Source organism: Streptomyces mabaensis (assembly GCF_053763515.1).
Genome location: NZ_JBSOPZ010000005.1, coordinates 245,885 through 264,755, shown reverse-complemented (window position 1 = coordinate 264,755; position 18,871 = coordinate 245,885). Strand labels below are relative to the sequence as shown.

The window sequence follows — 18,871 nt, the reverse complement described above, 5'->3', positions numbered from 1 at the left end:
ACGTTTTTGCTACGTGCACAGTGACATCGCGGTGACAGGGTGTGGCGACAGGTGGGGTGCGGCTACCATGACCGGCACAAGGACGGGCGGCGCAAGGGAGTCGTCGTCCCCTGGGGCGGCGCCCGGTGCACTGCCGGGGCGAGGAGGACGGGCCATGGTGCAGAAGGCCAAGATCCTCCTGGTCGATGACCGGCCGGAGAATCTGCTGGCGCTGGAGGCCATCCTCTCTGCGCTCGATCAGACACTGGTGCGGGCATCGTCAGGGGAGGAAGCGCTCAAAGCACTGCTCACAGACGATTTCGCGGTCATCCTGCTGGATGTCCAGATGCCGGGCATGGACGGTTTCGAGACCGCGGCGCACATCAAGCGGCGGGAGCGGACGCGGGACATCCCGATCATCTTCCTCACCGCGATCAACCACGGGCCCCACCACACCTTCCGGGGCTACGCGGCGGGGGCGGTGGACTACATCTCCAAGCCCTTCGACCCGTGGGTGCTGCGGGCCAAGGTCTCGGTCTTCGTCGAGCTCTACATGAAGAACTGCCAACTGCGGGAGCAGGCGGCGCTGCTGCGGCTCCAGCTGGAGGGCGGCGGCCGGCCCGGCGCGGGAGAGGCCAAGGAGCCCGCCGGACTGCTGGCCGAACTCTCCGCGCGCCTCGCGGCCGTTGAGGAGCAGGCGGAGGCGCTGTCCAAGCAGCTCGACGACGACTCGGCGGATGCCGCGGCGGTCGCCACCGCGGCGCATCTGGAGCGCAAACTCACCGGCCTGCGCCGGGCGCTGGACGCACTGGAGCCGGGTACGAACGGCGGGCCCCCGTCGGTGCCCGCGCAGACCTGACGCGGGCCTGAGGCAGAACTGACCCTCTCTCCGACCGCTTGATGCCGCGTCAGCTTCGCGGCGTCCTGGCGGCGACACGAACGGGTGAAGCAGTGGGCGCACGTGTTCACTGCCGTCGACACCGGTAACCTCCCCTTCATGGCCTCACGCACGTCCGGAAAGGGCTCCCAGGGCACGGCGGGCCCCGCAAAGCCGCGCGCCGGCCGTACGACGGGAGCGGTGAAGAAGGCGGCGCCCGCGAAGAAAGCCGCGGCGAAGAAGGCCGTGCCCGCGCGGCGCGCGCCCGCCAAGAAGGCGGCGCCCGCGCCGGCGCCGTCCCCCACGGGGGGCGTGTACCGGCTCGCGCGCGCCCTCTGGCTCGGGCTCGCCCACGCGGTGGGCGCGACGTTCCGCGGCATAGGGCGGGGCGCCAAGGGCCTCGACCCCGCCCACCGCAAGGACGGCGTCGCGCTGCTGCTCCTCGGCCTCGCGCTCGTGGTCGCCGCCGGTACCTGGTCGAACCTGCGCGGTCCGGTCGGCGACCTCGTCAGGATGCTGGTGACCGGCGCGTTCGGCCGGCTCGACCTGCTGGTGCCGGTCCTTCTGGGCGCCGTCGCGGTACGTCTCATCCGGCACCCGGAGAAGCCGGAGGCCAACGGGCGGATCGTCATCGGACTGTCCGCCCTCGTCATCGGCGTCCTCGGCCAGGTGCACATTGCCTGCGGCTCGCCGGGCCGCGGCGAGGGCACCGAGGCGATGCAGGACGCGGGCGGGCTCATCGGCTGGGCCGCGTCCAAGCCGCTGATCTTCACCACGGGCTCGGTCCTCGCCGTCCCGCTGCTCGTGCTGCTCACCGTCTTCGGACTGCTTGTGGTCACCGCCACACCGGTCAACGCCATCCCGCAGCGGCTGCGGCTGCTGGGCTCCCGGCTCGGACTCGTCTCACCGGAGCGCGGGTACGGCCCGGGCGACGAGGAGGCGGAGGACGAGCGGTACGACGAGCAGTGGCGGGAGTCGCCGCCCGCCCGCCCGCGACGCTCGTCGGCGCGCAGAGCCGCCGGGGTACCGGCTGGCCACGACCCCGGTCAGGCCGAGGAAGAGGCGCTCTCCTCCCGCCGCCGGCCGCGCCGACCGTCCGTACCGCGCGCCCTGGACCGTCCGATGGACGCCGTGGACGTGGCGGCGGCCGCGGCCGCCGCCCTGGACGGCGCCGTACTGAACGGAATGCCGCCCTCTCCGCTGGTCGCGGATCTCACCCAGGGCGTCTCCGCCGACCGGACCGCCCCCGTGGCTCCCGTACCGGGCGCCCGCGAGGCCGCGAAGCCCGACGCGGCGCCGGCCGGGACCGTCCCCGCCGGGCCCGCCGCCGAGCCCACCGTTGCCGTACCCGACCTGACGAAAGCCGCGCCCCAGGCGTCGCAGCCCCTGCCACCCCGGGCGGAGCAGCTCCAGCTCTCCGGCGACATCACCTACGCGCTGCCCTCGCTCGACCTGCTGGAGCGCGGCGGCCCCGGCAAGACCCGCAGCGCCGCCAACGACGCGGTCGTGGCCTCGCTGACGAACGTCTTCACCGAGTTCAAGGTCGACGCGGCCGTCACCGGCTTCACCCGCGGCCCGACGGTCACCCGGTACGAGGTGGAGCTCGGCCCCGCGGTGAAGGTCGAGCGGATCACCACGCTGGCCAAGAACATCGCCTACGCCGTGGCCAGTCCCGATGTACGGATCATCAGCCCGATCCCGGGCAAGTCGGCCGTCGGCATCGAGATCCCCAACACCGACCGCGAGATGGTCAAACTGGGTGATGTGCTGCGCCTTGCGGCAGCCTCCGAGGACGATCATCCGATGCTGGTGGCCCTCGGCAAGAACGTCGAGGGCGGCTACGAGATGGCCAACCTCGCGCAGATGCCGCACATCCTGGTCGCCGGAGCGACCGGCTCCGGAAAGTCCTCCTGCATCAACTGCCTGATCACCTCGGTGATGGTCCGGGCGACCCCCGAGGACGTCCGGATGGTCCTGGTCGACCCCAAGCGGGTCGAGCTCACCGCGTACGAGGGCATCCCGCACCTGATCACGCCGATCATCACCAACCCGAAGCGGGCCGCGGAGGCCCTCCAGTGGGTCGTACGCGAGATGGACCTGCGCTACGACGACCTCGCGGCGTTCGGCTTCCGGCACATCGACGACTTCAACCGGGCCGTGCGCAGCGGAAAGGTCAGCCTGCCGGAGGGCAGCGAGCGGGAGTTGTCGCCGTATCCGTATCTGCTGGTGATCGTCGACGAGCTGGCCGACCTGATGATGGTCGCGCCACGCGACGTCGAGGACGCCATCGTCCGGATCACCCAGCTCGCCCGCGCAGCCGGCATCCATCTGGTGCTCGCCACCCAGCGGCCCTCGGTCGACGTCGTGACCGGTCTGATCAAGGCGAACGTGCCCTCGCGGCTCGCCTTCGCCACCTCCTCGCTCGCCGACAGCCGGGTGATCCTGGACCAGCCGGGTGCCGAGAAGCTGATCGGCAAGGGCGACGGGCTCTTCCTTCCGATGGGCGCCAACAAGCCCACCCGGATGCAGGGCGCGTTCGTCACCGAGGCCGAGGTCGCGGCCGTCGTCCAGCACTGCAAGGACCAGATGACGCCGGTCTTCCGCGAGGACGTCGTGGTCGGCCAGGCCAGGAAGAAGGAGATCGACGAGGACATCGGCGACGATCTCGACCTGCTCTGCCAGGCGGCGGAGCTGGTCGTCTCCACGCAGTTCGGCTCCACCTCGATGCTTCAGCGCAAGCTGCGGGTCGGCTTCGCGAAAGCCGGGCGTCTGATGGATCTGATGGAGTCGAGAGGCGTCGTCGGACCGAGCGAAGGTTCGAAGGCGCGTGATGTGCTGGTGAAACCCGACGAACTGGATGGAGTGCTCGCCGTGATCCGCGGGGAGGCTAACCCGTAGCCCGTAAGGGGACCGGATCGGCAGGCAACCGTTTCCCCCGGCCGTACGTCAAGTTGAGGGGAGGGACGGTGATGTCCCGTCATCAGGTCCTCAAGCCATTCTGATGGCCTACAAAGACCACCCTCCCGGTTGCTCCATCCTTTCGTACCACCCCTAGACTGAACGTCCAGCAGGTGGTTACACGCTCGAAAGGCACCCTCGTGTCCATCGGCAACTCCCCCGAAGACGACCAGCCTTTGATCCGTGACGACGACAGGCCCTCGATCGGTCGTGCCCTCCAGCAAGCCCGCGTCGACGCCGGACTCACGGTCGACGAGGTCAGTACCGTCACCCGGGTGCGCATCCCCATCGTGCACGCGATCGAACAGGACGACTTCACGCGCTGCGGCGGCGACGTCTACGCGCGCGGTCACATCCGTACCCTCGCGCGCGCCGTGGGCATGGATCCGGCCGGTCTGATCGAGCAGTTCGACGCGGAGCACGGCGGCCGGCCCGCGCCGACGCCCGCCGCTCCGATGTTCGAGGCCGAGCGGATCCGGCCGGAGCGCCAGCGGCCCAACTGGACCGCGGCCATGGTGGCGGCGATCGTCGCGATCATCGGCTTCGTCGGCTTCACGATGTTCAGCGGCGGGGACGACGGCAAGAAGGGCAGCCCGGTGGCGGAAGGCTCCGCGCCGCCGCAGCCGGCGCCCAAGCCCCCGGCCGGCAAGACCACTCCGGACCCGACGCCCGAGCCTTCGGACAGTGCCATCGCCGCTGCGCCGAAGGACATGGTGACCGTCAAGATGACGGCCGTGGACGGCGAGAGCTGGATCTCGGCGAAGGACCACAACGGCCGACTGCTGTTCGACGGTCTGCTGGAGGAGGGCGACTCCAAGACGTTCACCGACAAGGACTCGGTCGACCTCGTGCTCGGTGACGCCGGGGCCATCGAGCTGTTCGTGAACGGCCAGGAGATCAAGGACAAGTTCCAGCCGGGCCAGGTCGAGCGCCTCACGTACACCAAGGACGACCCCCAGCAGGACGAGGACGACCCGCAGGCCGGCTGACGGCGCCCGTCAGAACCCGGGCCGTGATCCACGGCCCGGGCCTCGCGGCTGGGGTCTGTGCCAGGACAAAGTAGTCTTGAGTCCATGCCCGAACGCCGTACCGTCGCCCTTGTCACTCTTGGCTGCGCCCGTAACGAGGTGGACTCGGAGGAGTTGGCAGGCCGCTTGGCAGCGGACGGCTGGGAACTCGTCCAGGACGCCTCCGACGCGGATGTCGCCGTCGTCAACACCTGCGGCTTCGTCGAAGCCGCCAAGAAGGACTCCGTAGACGCCCTGCTCGAAGCCAACGATCTCAAGGATCACGGCAAGACGCAGGCCGTCGTGGCCGTCGGCTGCATGGCCGAGCGGTACGGCAAGGAGCTGGCCGAAGCCCTCCCGGAAGCCGACGGCGTGCTCGGCTTCGACGACTACGCCGACATCTCCGACCGCCTGCAGACCATCCTGAACGGCGGCATCCACGCCTCCCACACCCCCCGGGACCGGCGCAAGCTGCTGCCGATCACCCCCGCGCAGCGGCAGGGAGCCGGTGGTGTGGCGCTGCCCGGCCACGCGCAGACGCAGGATGTGGCCCCGGCTCCCGAGGATCTGCCCGAGGGTGTTGCCCCGGTCTCCGGTCCCCGCGCGCCGCTGCGCCGCCGGCTCGGCAGCAGCCCCGTCGCGTCCGTGAAGCTCGCGTCGGGCTGCGACCGCCGCTGCACCTTCTGTGCCATCCCGTCCTTCCGCGGCTCGTTCATCTCGCGGCGCCCCTCGGACGTGCTGGGGGAGACCCGCTGGCTGGCGGAGCAGGGCGTCAAGGAGGTCATGCTGGTCTCCGAGAACAACACCTCGTACGGCAAGGACCTCGGCGACATCCGGCTGCTGGAGACGCTGCTGCCGGAGCTGGCGGACGTCGACGGCATCGAGCGGGTCCGGGTGAGCTACCTGCAGCCCGCCGAGATGCGCCCCGGCCTGATCGACGTACTCACCTCCACCCCGAAGGTCGCGCCGTACTTCGATCTCTCCTTCCAGCACTCCGCGCCCGGTGTGTTGCGGGCGATGCGGCGCTTCGGGGACACCGACCGCTTCCTGGAGCTGCTCGACACCATCCGCGCCAAGGCGCCGCAGGCCGGTGTCCGCTCGAACTTCATCGTGGGCTTTCCGGGCGAGACCGAGGACGATCTGGCCGAGCTGGAGCGTTTCCTCACCGGTGCGCGCCTGGACGCCATCGGGGTCTTCGGGTACTCCGACGAGGAGGGCACCGAGGCGGTCACGTACGACAACAAGCTGGACACCGACGTCGTCGCCGAGCGACTGGCGCACATCTCCCGGCTCGCGGAGGAGCTGACCTCGCAGCGGGCCGAGGAGCGGATCGGCGAGACGGTCGAGGTGCTCGTGGAGTCGGTCGACAGTGAGGACGGTGCGGTGGGCCGCGCCGCGCACCAGGCGCCCGAGACCGATGGGCAGGTTGCGTTCACAACAAGCCAGGGGCTGGTTCCCGGTCGTATGGTCGTGGCGAAGGTGGTCGGCACCGAGGGCGTCGACCTGGTGGCCGAGCACCTGCACGCTCTGGGGGACGACCCCCGGATCCCCGGTGAGGAGGCGGGCAGATGAGCGGAGTCCCGGCCTCCGCCGCGGGCGGATCCGGCATGAAGCCGGCGCCCGGCGGGAAGCTGGGGGCTGCGGCGGTCAATCAGGCCAGCCTGTGGAACATCGCCAACATCCTGACCATGATGCGTCTGGTGCTGGTGCCCGCCTTCGTGCTGCTGATGCTGCAGGACGGCGGCTACGACCCCGCCTGGCGGGCGTGGGCGTGGGCGGCGTTCGCCGTGGCCATGATCACCGACATCTTCGACGGGCATCTCGCACGCACGTACAACCTGGTCACCGACTTCGGGAAGATCGCCGACCCGATCGCCGACAAGGCGATCATGGGGGCGGCGCTCGTCTGCCTGTCGGTGCTCGGAGACCTGCCCTGGTGGGTGACGGGCGTGATCCTCTTCCGCGAGCTCGGTATCACGCTGATGCGCTTCTGGGTGATCAGGCACGGAGTGATTCCGGCCAGCCGGGGCGGCAAGCTGAAGACCCTGACGCAGGGGGCGGCCGTCGGGATGTACGTCCTGGCGCTGACCGGCCCGCTGGCCACCCTGCGCTTCTGGGTGATGGCGCTGGCCGTGGTGCTGACGGTCGTCACCGGACTGGACTACGTGCGCCAGGCCGTCGTACTGCGGCGCAGGGGGCTCGCCGCGGCGCGGGCCGCTCTGGAGTCGGCGCGGAAGTCCGCGCGGTGACCGAGGGTGACACCGTCGCGGCCCGCGTGCTGCGGGTGCTCGCGGAGCGTGGTGAGACGCTGGCCGTCGCGGAGTCCCTGACCGGCGGCCTGGTGGCCGCCGAGCTGACGGCCGTACCCGGGGCCTCCCGGGTCTTCCGGGGCTCCGTCACCGCGTACGCGACCGAGCTCAAGCGCGAGGTGCTCGGCGTCGACGGTGAGCTGCTGGCGGCGCGTGGCGCGGTGGACCCCGAGGTCGCGCGGCAGATGGCCGCCGGAGTGCGCCGGGCGCTCGGTGCCGGCTGGGGGATCGCGACCACGGGCGTCGCCGGTCCGGAGCCGCAGGACGGGCAGCCCGTCGGCACCGTCCATCTCGCGGTGGCGGGCCCGGCAGGCGGGAAAGTCGCCTCGTTGCGGTTGAACGGGAGCCGGGCGGACATCCGTATGGAGAGTGTACGGAGGGTGCTCGAGCTGCTCTCCGGCGAACTCGGCGAGAATGGGCGGGCACAGGATACGGAACAGATCGGGGGGACTTGATGTTTGCAGCTCAGAGTGAACACGACATCGCTCCCCGCACGGCCGCAGCGCGAGGCGGTACGGTGGGGCGTGAAGGATGCGGCTACGCGGTCCGAGGAGGGAGCCACCGATGATTCTGCTCCGTCGCCTGCTTGGTGACGTGCTGCGTCGGCAGCGCCAGCGCCAGGGCCGTACTCTGCGCGAAGTCTCCTCGTCCGCCCGGGTATCGCTCGGCTATCTCTCCGAGGTGGAGCGGGGGCAGAAGGAGGCTTCCTCCGAGCTGCTCTCCGCGATCTGCGACGCGCTTGACGTACGGATGTCCGAGCTCATGCGCGAAGTGAGTGACGAGCTGTCCCTCGCCGAGCTGGCCCAGTCGGCAGCGGCGAGTGAAACGGTGCCTGCGCCAGTACGCCCGATGCTCAATTCGGTCTCTGTGACGTCCGTTACAGGCGGCCCGCCGGAGCGGGTGACGATCAAGGCCCCCGCGGAAGCGGTGGACGTCGTCGCCGCCTGATCCGGTTCGTACGAATCCGTACGAACGCGTTTACGCCGGAGCCCCGGTCGGTACTCGTGTGCCGGCCGGGGCTTCTGTCGTCCCCGGTTCCCAGAGCCTGAGAGCTTTCAGAGCTCTCAGAGCCCCCTCAGAGCCCTTCAGGTGACCGAATTGCGGCATTCGTGCCATGGTTGAGGGGATCGGACATGAATCGGAGGACACGGATGTCTGTGGTGAAGAGCCCGCTGCCGGATGCCGACCTCAAGGTGGTCGCCGAAGCGCTGCAAGGCGCGCTGGTGGACCTGGTGGACCTCTCCCTGGTGGCCAAGCAGGTCCACTGGAACGTGGTGGGGCCGCGCTTCCGCTCTGTACATCTCCAGCTCGACGAGGTCGTCGCCGTCGCGCGGCAGTACACCGACACGGTGGCGGAGCGCGCCTCCGCGCTCGGGGTGTCGCCGGACGGGCGGGCCGCGACGGTCGCCCAGACCAGTGGGATCGCCAAGACGCACGAAGGCTGGATCAAGGACACGGACGCGATCAGCACGCTGGTCGCCGCGCTCGGTTCGGTGATCAGCCGGATGCGGGAGCGGATCGTCGCGACCGATGAGCCGGACCCGGTCAGCCAGGACATTCTCATCGGTCTGACCGCCGACCTCGAGAAGCACCACTGGATGTTCCAGGCCGAGAACGGGTAGCTCACGCGGGACGAGGCGCGCCGGGTGTGCACCCGGTGCGCCCTCCCGTGGGCGAACGCCCCCGTCTAGTCTGTCCGGTCGATCGGGCCGGAGGAGGCAGCCATGGCATGGCGTGACTTCTGGGGGCGCCCCGCGGTGAAGTGGCCGCTGGTGCTCGTCCTCGGCGGGCTGTGGTGGTGGGCCGTACTCCGGCTGGCGTTCGTGCCGGGCCGGGCCGGGGTGGTCGAGGGTGCGGTGGCGGCGGGCGGGTGGGGGCTGAGTCTGCTGCCGGTGCACTGTGTGCCGCGGCCGCGGGGGCGGGTGAGTGTGCGTACGCGTACGGGGCGGGCTACCAGGGCATCGCGACGCCTCCGTTCGGGCGCAGGATCTGGCCCGTCATGAAGGACGACGCGTCCGAGGCGAGGTACAGCACGGCCTGCGCGATGTCCTCCGGCTCGCCGACCCTGCGCAGCGGTGACAGGCGGACCATCGCCGCTTCGGCCTGCTGCTGGGCCGAGGGGTCGTGCCGGTCCGTCATCGGGGTACGGATCCAGCCCGGAGCAACGGAGTTGACGCGGATTCCGTCGGGGCCCACCTCGGCGGCGAGGGTCTTGGTCAGCTGGACCACCGCGGCCTTGGCGGCGCTGTAGCAGAGGAGGCCGGCGCCTGCCGTGTCGACCGCGCCGGAGGCCATGGTGATGATGCTGCCGGGTTTGCGGGTGGCGATCATCGCTCGCGCCGACTCCTGGCAGGCGTACAGCACCCCTTTGAAGTTGACCGAGAGGACGCGGTCGAGGTCCTCGTCCCGGGTCTCCAGGACGGTGCTGGTGTGCATGATTCCGGCGACGGCGGCCGTGATGTCGAGCCGGCCGGCGGTGTGGATGACGTGGGCGACGGCTGCCTTCAGCTGCGCCCGGTCGGTGACGTCGAGGGAGTGGGCGTGGGCCGTGCCGCCCGCTTTCGCGATCCGGGCCGCGGTCTCGTGGAGGCCCGTTTCGTCGAGATCCGCGCAGTGAACGGCGGCGCCGGCCTCGGCGAGGAGCGCCGCGCAGGCCCGTCCTATGCCGCTCGCCGCGCCCGTGACGAGCGCGGTGCGGCCGGTGAGGTCGTACGCGTTGAGGGGCATGGCCGGACCGTACGGCGATGTCTGACGGACCGTCAACTGGGCGGTAGTGCCTGGCTGGTCGGGCCTGCTTGGCAGTGGGGGCACCAGTAGGTGGGGCGCCCGTCCTGATCGGCGCTGCGGATGGGGGTGGCGCAGCGCAGGCAGGGGCGGGGGGCACGGCCGTACACGTACAGGTTCTGGCCCGGGATCCGTGCCGGTGTGGTGCGGCGGCCGGGCCGGTCGCGATTGGCGTCCAGGAGCTTCTTGGCCGCGGTGATCAGCCGCTCGGGGGACGGGAGTTCGCCGACGGGAAGCCAGGGGGTGACGCGGGCGAGGAAGCACAGCTCGGACTTGTAGACGTTGCCGATTCCGGCGAGGTTGCGTTGGTCGAGGAGGGCCTCACCGAGTGGGCGGGCGGGGTCCGACAGGAGATTGCGCAGGGCCCGCTCCGGGTCCCAGTCCGGGCCGAGGAGGTCGGGGCCGAGGTGGCCGACGGCCTGCTGCTCGTCGGCGGTGCGGAGCAGTTCGAGTACGGGCAGACGGTAGCCGACGGCGGTGTGGTCCTCGGTGCCGAGGATGGCCCGGATCTGGTGCGCGGGGCCGCCGAGCCAGCGCTCGCCCGAGGCGTAGACCTTCCAGGCGCCGTCCATGCGGAGGTGGCTGTGGAGGGTGAGGCCGCCTTCGATGCGGGTGAGGAGGTGCTTGCCGCGCGGGGTGACGTCCAGGACGGTCCGGCCGGTGAGGTCGGCGGTGGCGAGGCGGGGGACGCGGAGGTCGGAGCGGATGAGGGTGTGCCCGGCGAGGGCGGTGTGCAGGCGCCGGGCGGTCTGCCAGACGGTGTCTCCTTCGGGCATGACCCCATTCTGCCGGGCCGGCCCGGCACGCGTGTCGCGGTGCGGGTGCGGTGGCTCGCCGGGTGATGCGCGCATTGGCTCGGGGTGCGCTTCCGGGCGCGGCCCGGTGGGGGTGCGCCCGCCTGCGGCGGGCTGCGTCTCCCCTCCCCCCACCCGTGCGGGTGGGGGGAGGGGTGCGGGCCTACTCGCGGGGCGCGCTCGCCGCTGGCGGCTGCGGGCGGGCGGTGGGGTGGGGCGGGCGAGTGCGCCGCAGATGCACCCAGGCCCTCACGGGGGCGCCCGATGCCGTTGGCCGCCGACGGCCCACGGCCTTGCGTGGGCGTCTGTCGGCGAGCCTCTGGGGCCCGCCCGCCAGGGCTACGCGCGGAGGCGGAGGCCTCGGGGGGTGGGGTGGAAGCCTGCGGCTTCCAGGGTTCGGCCCAGGGGGGAGGTCAGGGCCGGGGTGCCGTTGGTGCGTTCCACCGTGATCGTGCCCAGGATGCCCGCGCGGGCCGCCGCGGCCAGGGCCTCGGCCGCCGCGTGGAGGCGGGCGTCTGGGGCTGTCGGGTCGTCCGGGTCCGTGGGCCAGGCGAGCAGCGTCTTGCCGCCGCGCTCCATGTACAGGGCCAGCTCGCCGTCCACCAGCACCACCAGAGAGCCCGCCTTGCGGCCCGGCTTGTGACCCGCCCCGGTCGGCGGTTCCGGCCAGGGCAGCGCCGCCCCGTACGCGTTGGCCGGGTCGGCCGCCGCCAGGACCAGGGCGCGCTGAGGTGTGTCCTCGCCCGCGCGGTCGCGGGCCGTCGCCGCCGCCCGCAGACGGTCGACCGCGCCGTCCATCGCGAACTGCGCGGCCCCCAGCCCCTCGACGACATAGCCGCGGCGCGCCTGCCCGCGGTCCTCGAAGGCGGAGAGGATGCGGTACGTGGCCGAGAAGCCGCCCTCGACGCCTTCGGCGGCGACCGCCCCCCGCGTGACCACGCCATGCCGGTCCAGCAGGGTGCGGGCCAGCGCGTGGGCGCGGTGCGTCGGGTCCGGCTCGGCGGCGGGGAGCAGGGACCACCGGCCCGCCACGGTGGGCGGACCTGTACGGGACGCCGTACGGGCCGCCGCCGTGAGCGTGCCGTACCGCCCACGGGGGACCGGGCGCTTGGCCCGGTGGGCGGTGGACCCCGCCGTGCGGCCCGAGCCCAGCAGCGAGCGGAGCGGGGCCAGTGTGTCGTTGGTCAGGCGGCCCGACCAGGCCAGCTCCCAGACCGCGTCAGCCAGTTGGGGATCGGTCGCCTCCGGGTGGGTCGTCGCCCGGACCTGGTCCGCGATCTGGCGGAAGAACAGCCCGTAGCCGCCGGACAGGGCGGTGAGCACGGATTCGTGCAGCGCGGTCGGTTCCAGCGGGTGGGGCTGGGGGAGGAGCAGAGGAGCGGCGTCGGCGAGGTAGAGGGAGATCCAGCCGTCCTTGCCCGGAAGGGCGCCCGCGCCGGCCCACAGGACCTCGCCCGTGGTGGTCAGTTCGTCGAGCAGGGTGGGGGTGTAGCCGGTGACGCGGGAGGGCAGGACCAGCTTTTCGAGGGCGGAGGCGGGAACCGGGGCACCCTGCAGTTGTTCGACGGCCCGGACCAGGCCGTCGATGCCCCGGAGGCTGTTGCTGCCCAGATGCTGCCACTGCGGGAGGAAGCCGGCGAGCGCGGCGGGCGGCACCGGCTCCAACTCCTGGCGGAGCGCCGCCAGCGAGCGGCGGCGCAGCCGGCGCAGAACCGTCGCGTCGCACCACTCCTGGCCGATGCCGGCAGGGTGGAACTCGCCCTGGACGACCCGCCCCGACGCGGCGAGGCGCTGCAGCGCACCGTCCGTGACCGCCGCGCCGAGGCCGAACCTGGCCGCCGCCGTGGCCGAGGTGAACGGCCCGTGCGTACGGGCGTAGCGGGCGAGCAGATCGCCGAGCGGGTCCTTGACCGGTTCGGTGAAGGCCTCCGGCACGCCCACCGGAAGCGCGGTGCCCAGCGCGTCGCGCAGCCGCCCGGCGTCTTCCACGGCCGCCCAGTGGTCCTCGCCCGCGATACGGACCCGGATGGCGCGGCGGGAGCCGGCCAGCTCCCGGGGCCAGTCCGGCTCGCCGCCGCGGGCGGACAGTTCGGCTTCGGTGAGCGGGCCCAGGACGCGCAGGAGGTCGGCGACGCCCTCGACGTCCTTGATCCGTCGGTCCTCGGTCAGCCACTGGAGTTCCTGCTCCAGCTCGGTCAGGACCTCGGCGTCGAGCAGTTCGCGCAGCTCCGCCTGGCCCAGCAGCTCCGCGAGCAGCCGGGAATCCAGGGAGAGCGCCGCAGCGCGCCGCTCGGCCAGCGGCGAGTCCCCCTCGTACAGGAACTGCGCCACATAGCCGAAGAGCAGGGAACGGGCGAAGGGCGACGGCTCGGGGGTGGTCACCTCGACGAGCCGGACCCGGCGGGACTCGATGTCGCCCATCAGCTCGGTGAGGCCGGGAACGTCGAACACGTCCTGGAGGCATTCGCGGACCGCCTCCAGGACGATCGGGAACGAGCCGAACTCCGAGGCCACCTGGAGCAGTTGGGCAGCACGCTGCCGCTGCTGCCAGAGCGGCGTGCGCTTGCCGGGGCTGCGGCGGGGCAGCAGCAGCGCACGCGCGGCGCACTCACGGAACCGGGCGGCGAACAGTGCCGAACCGCCGACCTGGTCGGTGACGATCTGGTTGACCTCGCCCTTGTCGAAGGCGACGTCGGCCGCCCCGAGGGGCGCCTGCTCCGTGTCGTACTCCAGGCCCTGCTGTACGGGGTCCTGGTCGAGCAGGTCGAGTCCGAGCAGGTCCGCGTCGGGCAGCCGCAGCACGATGCCGTCGTCGGCGTGCATCACCTGGGCGTCCATGCCGTACCGCTCCGAGAGCCGCGCGCCGAGCGCCAGCGCCCATGGCGCGTGCACCTGGGCCCCGAAGGGGGAGTGGACCACGACCCGCCAGTCGCCGAGCTCGTCCCGGAACCGCTCGACCACGATCGTGCGGTCGTCCGGGACGTGACCGCACGCGCGCCGCTGCTCGTCGAGGTACGACAGGACGTTGTCCGCCGCCCACGCGTCGAGGCCCGCGGCCAGCAGCCGCAGCCGGGCGTCCTCCTCCGGCAGGCCGCCGACCTCCCGCAGGAACGCGCCCACCGCCCGGCCCAGTTCCAGCGGGCGGCCCAGCTGGTCGCCCTTCCAGAACGGCAGCCTGCCCGGGACTCCGGGGGCCGGGGAGACCAGGACCCGGTCACGGGTGATGTCCTCGATCCGCCACGAGGTCGTGCCGAGCGTGAACACATCGCCCACCCGCGACTCGTACACCATCTCCTCGTCCAGCTCACCGACCCGGCCGCCGCCCTTCTTGGGGTCGGCTCCGGCGAGGAAGACGCCGAACAGGCCGCGGTCCGGGATCGTGCCGCCGGAGGTGACCGCGAGCCGCTGCGCGCCCGGCCGGCCCGTGACCGTACCGGCCACGCGGTCCCACACCACACGCGGGCGCAACTCCGCGAAGGCGTCGGACGGATAGCGCCCGGCGAGCATGTCGAGCACGGCCGTGAACGCCGACTCGGGCAGGGACGCGAAGGGGGCGGCGCGGCGGACGACGGTCAGCAGGTCGTCGACCTGCCACACGTCCAGGGCCACCATCGCGACCAGTTGCTGCGCCAGTACGTCCAGCGGATTGGACGGGACCCGCAGGGACTCGATCGAGCCCGTGCGCATCCGCTCGGTGACCACCGCGGCCTGCACCAGATCGCCCCGGTACTTCGGGAAGACCACACCGGTGGAGACGGCCCCGACCTGGTGCCCGGCCCGGCCGACCCGCTGGAGCCCGGAGGCGACCGACGGCGGTGACTCGACCTGGACCACCAGGTCCACCGCACCCATGTCGATGCCCAGCTCCAGACTGGACGTGGCCACGACGGCCGGCAGCCGCCCTGCCTTGAGATCCTCCTCGACCAGCGCCCGCTGCTCCTTGGACACCGAGCCGTGGTGGGCCCGGGCGAGCAGCGCCGGAGCGCCCTGGGCCGCGCCGGCCTGCGCCATGATCTCGGCGGGCGGTGCCCCTTCGGGCAGGGCCGCCCCGGTGGCCCGCTCGTACGCGATTTCATTGAGCCGGTTGCACAGGCGCTCAGCCAGGCGGCGCGAGTTGGCGAAGACGATGGTCGAGCGATGGGCCTGGACGAGGTCGGCGATCCGCTCCTCGACCTGCGGCCAGATCGACGGCTTCTCGCCCGTGTCCGACTCGGTCGCGGGAGAGCCGCCCAGCTCGCCCATGTCCTCCACCGGGACGACCACCGAGAGGTCGAACTCCTTGCCCGAGCGCGGCTGGACGATCTCCACCTTGCGCTGCGGCGACAGATAGCGGGCGACCTCGTCCACCGGCCGGACCGTCGCCGACAGTCCGATCCGGCGGGCCGGCCGCGGCAGCAGCTCGTCGAGCCGCTCCAGCGACACGGCCAGATGCGCTCCCCGCTTCGTACCCGCGACGGCGTGCACCTCGTCCACGATCACCGTCTCGATGCCGGACAGCGCGTCACGCGTCGCGGAGGTGAGCATCAGGAACAGCGACTCGGGGGTGGTGATCAGGATGTCCGGCGGCCGGGTCGCCAGGGCGCGCCGCTCGGCGGGCGGGGTGTCCCCGGAGCGGATACCGACCCGCACCTCCGGCTCGGGCAGCCCGAGCCGCACGGACTCCTGGCGGATGCCGGTCAGCGGGCTGCGCAGATTGCGCTCCACGTCGACCGCGAGGGCCTTGAGCGGAGACACGTACAGCACGCGGCAGCGCTTGCGGGCATCCGCCGGCGGCGGGGTGCTCGCCAGCTGGTCCAGCGCGGCGAGGAACGCGGCCAGCGTCTTGCCGGAGCCGGTCGGGGCCACGACCAGCACGTCCGAGCCCTCACGGATCGCCCGCCACGCGCCGTCCTGCGCGGCGGTGGGCGCGCTGAATGCCCCCGAGAACCAGGAGCGGGTCGCGGGGGAGAACGAATCGAGCGCGGAGCCGGCCATGCCCCCCATCGTGCACCCCGGCACTGACAACGCCACCGACAAGGCCACCTGCAACGCCACTCACAACCAGGGTCCACGACCTGGATGCGCAGGTCAGCACGGTCCGTGCTGCAGCAGAATGGCTCTATGGGCATAGGCATGGACACGGATGCGGGCCGGAAGGGCGAGTGGGCGAGGCTGTGGCAGCACGCCGATCTTCCAGGCCTCGACCTGCTCCGTGCACGCTATGTGCGCCACGCTTTTCCCCGCCACAGCCACGACGGCTATGTCTTCGGCGCGGTCGTCGGCGGGATCGAGGAGGTGCACCTGCCCGACGGCGTCATCCGGGCCGGTAACGGCAGCGTCGTCATGCTCAACCCCGAGGTGCCGCACTCCGCGAGGGCCGGCGTGCCCGAGGGCTGGCAGTACGCCACGCTCTACCCGACGACCCAGCTGGTCTCCGAGATCGCCGCGGAGGCCACCACGATCCGCGGCACCGCCGGATTCGGCGAGACCATCGTCGACGACCCGTACGGCTCCCGGCTCATCCACGAGGTGCACCGCGCGGCGGAGGAAGGCAACGCCCTGGCAGCCGACAGTCTGCTGCGCATCGTCGTCGCCCGGCTGCTGCACCGGCACGGGCGCGCACTTCCCGCACGTACGCCCCTGGCGGCCGGCGCGCGCACCGCCGCACGCGCCAAGGTGCTCCTGGAGGAACGGATGACGGAGCCGCCGTCCCTGGAGCAGCTGGCGCGGGAGCTGGGGACCAGTCCTTTCGCGCTGCTGCGCGCCTTCAGAACCGCGTACGGAATGCCGCCGCACACCTGGCTCACCGACGCCCGGGTGCGTACCGCCCGACACCTCCTGGACCAAGGGACCGCGCCGGCCGAGGCGGCCGTGGCCGTCGGCTTCACCGACCAGCCGCATCTGAACCGGCACTTCACCCGGATCGTCGGGGTGCCGCCCGGCGCCTACCGGCGGGAGCGCGCGGGCACGTACGAGCGCGCGGGAACAGCCGAGTCCGCGACCGCGCACGAGCCCGCAAGAACGTACAAGACGGGCGGCCGCCGGCCCACGTAACGTCGCTGACGTGCCAGAACAGACAGCATCACCAGAGATACGCGACAAGGCGGGGCAGGCGGCGGAGGCGGCGGAGCGCAGGCCCGCCGCCAAGCCCGACGCGGCCGTCGTCAGGGACGCACTGGGCGTCGGCATCGCCGTCGGCCTCTCCGGCTTCGCTTTCGGCGTCACCTCGGCCGGCTCCGGCCTCACCCTCCTGCAGACCTGCGCGCTGAGCCTGCTGGTCTTCACCGGCGCCTCGCAGTTCGCGCTCGTCGGAGCCCTCGCCGCCGGCGGCAACCCGCTCACGGCCGCCGCGGGCGCCTTCTTCCTCGGGGTACGCAACGCCTTCTACGGCCTGCGCCTCTCCCAGCTGCTCGCGCTGCCGCGCTGGGTACGCCCGTTCGCCGCGCACTGGGTCATCGACGAGACGGCAGCCGTCGCGCTCGCGCAGCCGACCCGGCGCAGCGTCCGTATCGGCTTCACCGTCACGGGCCTGACGCTGTACGTGCTGTGGAACCTCACCACCCTCCTCGGCGCCCTGGGAGCCGAAGCCCTCGGTGACCCCAACGCCTGGGGCCTGGACGCCGCCGGCCCCGCCGTGTTCCTCGCCTTGCTGGCGCCCATGCTGAAGACGGCCACCGAGCGTGCGGTGGCCGGACTCGCACTCGTGCTGGGGCTGGCCTTCCTGCCCGTCCTGCCGGCCGGGGTGCCGGTGCTTGTCGCCGCGCTCGCCGCGCCCGCCGTGCTGTTCTTCCAGGGCCGCCGGGCCCGCCCCGGCGACAGCGGCGGTGCCACCACTCCGACCGGTCAAGAGGACGGCCGATGAATATCTGGATCGCCATCGGAGCGACCGTCGTCGGCTGCTACCTCGTGAAGCTGATCGGCCTGCTCGTGCCCGCGGGCGCGCTGGAGCGCCCGCTTGTACGACGGCTGGCCGCCTTGCTGCCCGTCGCCCTGCTCGCCGCGCTCACCGCCCAGCAGACGTTCAGCACCGGCAGCGAACTGGTCCTCGACGCCCGCGCCGCCGGAGTCGCGGCCGCGGCGCTCGCCTTGCTGCTGCGCGCCCCCTTCCTGGTGGTGGTCGGGGCCGCGGTGGCCGTCACCGCGGGCGTACGCGCCCTGGGCGGCTGACCGGCTCCAAGGGCCTGCGCCGCGGCCGTGGGTCAGCCGACGCCGCGGCCGTGGGCGCGCAGCGTCAGCAGAGCCTCGATCGTCACCATCGGCCGCGCCTCCAGCGCGGGGCCCGCGGCCCACTCGCGCCAGGAGATCGGCCAGCCGCCGTCCTCCCGCTGCCCGCTCGCCAGGAAGTCCAGCGAGCGGGCCATCTCCTCATCCGTGAACCAGCCGCGCGCCAGCGACTCGGGCCGCCGCGCGAAGTCGTACGGAAAGTGGTGCTCGCCCGGCGCGTAACCGGGCGGCACCGGGTACTCCGCCCGCCGCCCGGGATCCAGCACCGCGAGCCCCTGCTCCCGTACCAGCCGGCCCAGCCGGTCCGCCGCGGCCCGGGCGCGGGACCGGTCGGGCACGCCGTCCAGGAAGGCGACGGCCGCCTGGATCTCGTACGGATGCGACTTCTCCAGGGATTCGACGGCCGCCCAGCAGAAGTCGGTGGCCCGGAAGAGCCAGGCGTGCCAGACCTGGTTGCGGTGCAGCAGCCCCACCACCGGGCCGGTGGCCAGCAGCTCGCTCGGCGGATCATCGACGACCGGGATGAACGGCGCGGACGGGTAGCCGCGCAGCGAGGGGTGGAGTGCGGGCAGGGCGCCGTCCGGTGTCGAGACGCTCGTCAGATAGCGGCACACCCTCTCGACGCGCTGACCGCCGCAGCGCCCGATGGAGTCAAGGACGCGGAGGGCGTGCGCGGTGTGCAGCGGCTGGCTCACCGGGCCGCGCAGATCGGGCTCCAGCCCGTGGCCGTAGCCGCCGTCGTCGACCAGATACGCGTCGAGGGCCGTCTCGACCGCGTCCGCGCCGCCGCCGAGGAAGTGGTACGCGAACCGCCGCTGCTCGAGCACCCGGGCCGTCAGCCAGATGAACTGCTCGGCGCGGGCCAGCGGGGAACGGGGTGATGCATCGGATCCAGCCATGTTCCGAAGGTAGGGCGGAAAGCGCTCGCGGCAAGCCGGTCGTGCATCTCTGCACTCCCAG

General features: G+C 72.4%; 16 protein-coding genes. 12 read left to right on the top strand and 4 right to left on the bottom strand.

Annotated features, from left to right (window positions below):
• Positions 1-154: 154 nt before the first annotated feature.
• From ACWV17_RS06920 to ACWV17_RS06880, 9 genes are all read left to right on the top strand, one after another.
• Positions 155-838: a response regulator gene (locus ACWV17_RS06920; RefSeq protein WP_455356960.1), complete on the top strand. Its 684-nt coding sequence runs from the start codon at positions 155-157 to the stop codon at positions 836-838.
• Between the two features lie 138 nt (positions 839-976).
• Positions 977-3,754 (top strand): DNA translocase FtsK, encoded by a 2,778-nt coding sequence (locus ACWV17_RS06915; protein WP_455358906.1) that lies wholly within the window; start codon positions 977-979, stop codon positions 3,752-3,754.
• A gap of 200 nt (positions 3,755-3,954) precedes the next feature.
• On the top strand, positions 3,955-4,803 hold the full coding sequence (locus ACWV17_RS06910; protein WP_455356962.1) for a helix-turn-helix domain-containing protein: 849 nt from the start codon (positions 3,955-3,957) through the stop codon (positions 4,801-4,803).
• An 84-nt stretch (positions 4,804-4,887) separates the two neighbouring features.
• Complete coding sequence (rimO, locus tag ACWV17_RS06905) at positions 4,888-6,393, top strand: 30S ribosomal protein S12 methylthiotransferase RimO (RefSeq protein ID WP_455358905.1); 1,506 nt, start codon at positions 4,888-4,890, stop codon at positions 6,391-6,393.
• On the top strand, positions 6,390-7,070 hold the full coding sequence (gene pgsA / locus ACWV17_RS06900; protein ID WP_455358904.1) for a CDP-diacylglycerol--glycerol-3-phosphate 3-phosphatidyltransferase: 681 nt from the start codon (positions 6,390-6,392) through the stop codon (positions 7,068-7,070). The genes rimO and pgsA overlap by 4 nt, the downstream gene beginning before the upstream one ends.
• Positions 7,067-7,585, top strand: a complete 519-nt coding sequence (locus ACWV17_RS06895) for a CinA family protein (protein ID WP_455356965.1) — start codon at positions 7,067-7,069, stop codon at positions 7,583-7,585. The genes pgsA and ACWV17_RS06895 overlap by 4 nt, the downstream gene beginning before the upstream one ends.
• Positions 7,586-7,694: 109 nt before the next feature.
• The gene (locus ACWV17_RS06890) at positions 7,695-8,078 is read left to right on the top strand and encodes a helix-turn-helix domain-containing protein (protein WP_366074397.1); all 384 of its coding nucleotides are present in this window, start codon (positions 7,695-7,697) and stop codon (positions 8,076-8,078) included.
• A gap of 203 nt (positions 8,079-8,281) precedes the next feature.
• Entirely contained in the window at positions 8,282-8,752 is a 471-nt protein-coding gene (locus ACWV17_RS06885) for a Dps family protein (RefSeq protein WP_455356966.1), read from the top strand.
• Between the two features lie 102 nt (positions 8,753-8,854).
• Entirely contained in the window at positions 8,855-9,133 is a 279-nt protein-coding gene (locus tag ACWV17_RS06880; protein WP_455358903.1) for a hypothetical protein, read from the top strand.
• Here the strand turns inward: ACWV17_RS06880 and ACWV17_RS06875 are convergent.
• From ACWV17_RS06875 to ACWV17_RS06865, 3 genes are all read right to left on the bottom strand, one after another.
• Positions 9,081-9,857 carry an SDR family NAD(P)-dependent oxidoreductase gene (locus ACWV17_RS06875; protein ID WP_455358902.1) on the bottom strand — a complete coding sequence of 259 codons (777 nt, stop codon included), beginning with the start codon at positions 9,855-9,857 and terminating at the stop codon, positions 9,081-9,083. The two genes, ACWV17_RS06880 and ACWV17_RS06875, sit on opposite strands and share 53 nt — an antisense overlap.
• A 32-nt stretch (positions 9,858-9,889) precedes the next feature.
• Entirely contained in the window at positions 9,890-10,690 is an 801-nt protein-coding gene (locus ACWV17_RS06870; protein ID WP_455358901.1) for an Fpg/Nei family DNA glycosylase, read from the bottom strand.
• A gap of 357 nt (positions 10,691-11,047) precedes the next feature.
• On the bottom strand, positions 11,048-15,682 hold the full coding sequence (locus tag ACWV17_RS06865; RefSeq protein ID WP_455358900.1) for an ATP-dependent helicase: 4,635 nt from the start codon (positions 15,680-15,682) through the stop codon (positions 11,048-11,050).
• Positions 15,683-15,820: 138 nt separating this feature from the next.
• Here ACWV17_RS06865 and ACWV17_RS06860 point away from each other — a divergent pair, with 138 nt between their 5' ends.
• Genes ACWV17_RS06860 through ACWV17_RS06850 form a run of 3 tightly spaced genes read left to right on the top strand, consistent with a single transcriptional unit; the run spans position 15,821 to position 17,854 of the window.
• Positions 15,821-16,741 (top strand): AraC family ligand binding domain-containing protein, encoded by a 921-nt coding sequence (locus tag ACWV17_RS06860; RefSeq protein ID WP_455358899.1) that lies wholly within the window; start codon positions 15,821-15,823, stop codon positions 16,739-16,741.
• Positions 16,742-16,751: 10 nt separating this feature from the next.
• On the top strand, positions 16,752-17,549 hold the full coding sequence (locus tag ACWV17_RS06855; RefSeq protein ID WP_455358898.1) for an AzlC family ABC transporter permease: 798 nt from the start codon (positions 16,752-16,754) through the stop codon (positions 17,547-17,549).
• A complete protein-coding gene (locus tag ACWV17_RS06850; RefSeq protein WP_455358897.1) occupies positions 17,546-17,854 on the top strand; it encodes an AzlD domain-containing protein in 309 nt (102 codons plus the stop codon). Before ACWV17_RS06855 ends, ACWV17_RS06850 begins: the two co-directional genes overlap by 4 nt.
• A 32-nt stretch (positions 17,855-17,886) precedes the next feature.
• Here ACWV17_RS06850 and ACWV17_RS06845 read toward each other — a convergent pair whose 3' ends face one another.
• Positions 17,887-18,810, bottom strand: coding sequence for a hypothetical protein (locus ACWV17_RS06845; RefSeq protein ID WP_455358896.1), 924 nt, complete (start codon positions 18,808-18,810; stop codon positions 17,887-17,889).
• Positions 18,811-18,871 lie beyond the last annotated feature (61 nt).

Coding starts and splice junctions, on each gene's coding strand:
- ACWV17_RS06920 (WP_455356960.1), top strand. CDS start 155: ATGGTGCAGAAGGCCAAGATCCTCCTGGTCGATGACCGGCCGGAGAAT.
- ACWV17_RS06915 (WP_455358906.1), top strand. CDS start 977: ATGGCCTCACGCACGTCCGGAAAGGGCTCCCAGGGCACGGCGGGCCCC.
- rimO (WP_455358905.1), top strand. CDS start 4,888: ATGCCCGAACGCCGTACCGTCGCCCTTGTCACTCTTGGCTGCGCCCGT.
- pgsA (WP_455358904.1), top strand. CDS start 6,390: ATGAGCGGAGTCCCGGCCTCCGCCGCGGGCGGATCCGGCATGAAGCCG.
- ACWV17_RS06890 (WP_366074397.1), top strand. CDS start 7,695: ATGATTCTGCTCCGTCGCCTGCTTGGTGACGTGCTGCGTCGGCAGCGC.
- ACWV17_RS06885 (WP_455356966.1), top strand. CDS start 8,282: ATGTCTGTGGTGAAGAGCCCGCTGCCGGATGCCGACCTCAAGGTGGTC.
- ACWV17_RS06880 (WP_455358903.1), top strand. CDS start 8,855: ATGGCATGGCGTGACTTCTGGGGGCGCCCCGCGGTGAAGTGGCCGCTG.
- ACWV17_RS06875 (WP_455358902.1), bottom strand. CDS start 9,857: ATGCCCCTCAACGCGTACGACCTCACCGGCCGCACCGCGCTCGTCACG.
- ACWV17_RS06870 (WP_455358901.1), bottom strand. CDS start 10,690: ATGCCCGAAGGAGACACCGTCTGGCAGACCGCCCGGCGCCTGCACACC.
- ACWV17_RS06865 (WP_455358900.1), bottom strand. CDS start 15,682: ATGGCCGGCTCCGCGCTCGATTCGTTCTCCCCCGCGACCCGCTCCTGG.
- ACWV17_RS06860 (WP_455358899.1), top strand. CDS start 15,821: ATGGACACGGATGCGGGCCGGAAGGGCGAGTGGGCGAGGCTGTGGCAG.
- ACWV17_RS06850 (WP_455358897.1), top strand. CDS start 17,546: ATGAATATCTGGATCGCCATCGGAGCGACCGTCGTCGGCTGCTACCTC.
- ACWV17_RS06845 (WP_455358896.1), bottom strand. CDS start 18,810: ATGGCTGGATCCGATGCATCACCCCGTTCCCCGCTGGCCCGCGCCGAG.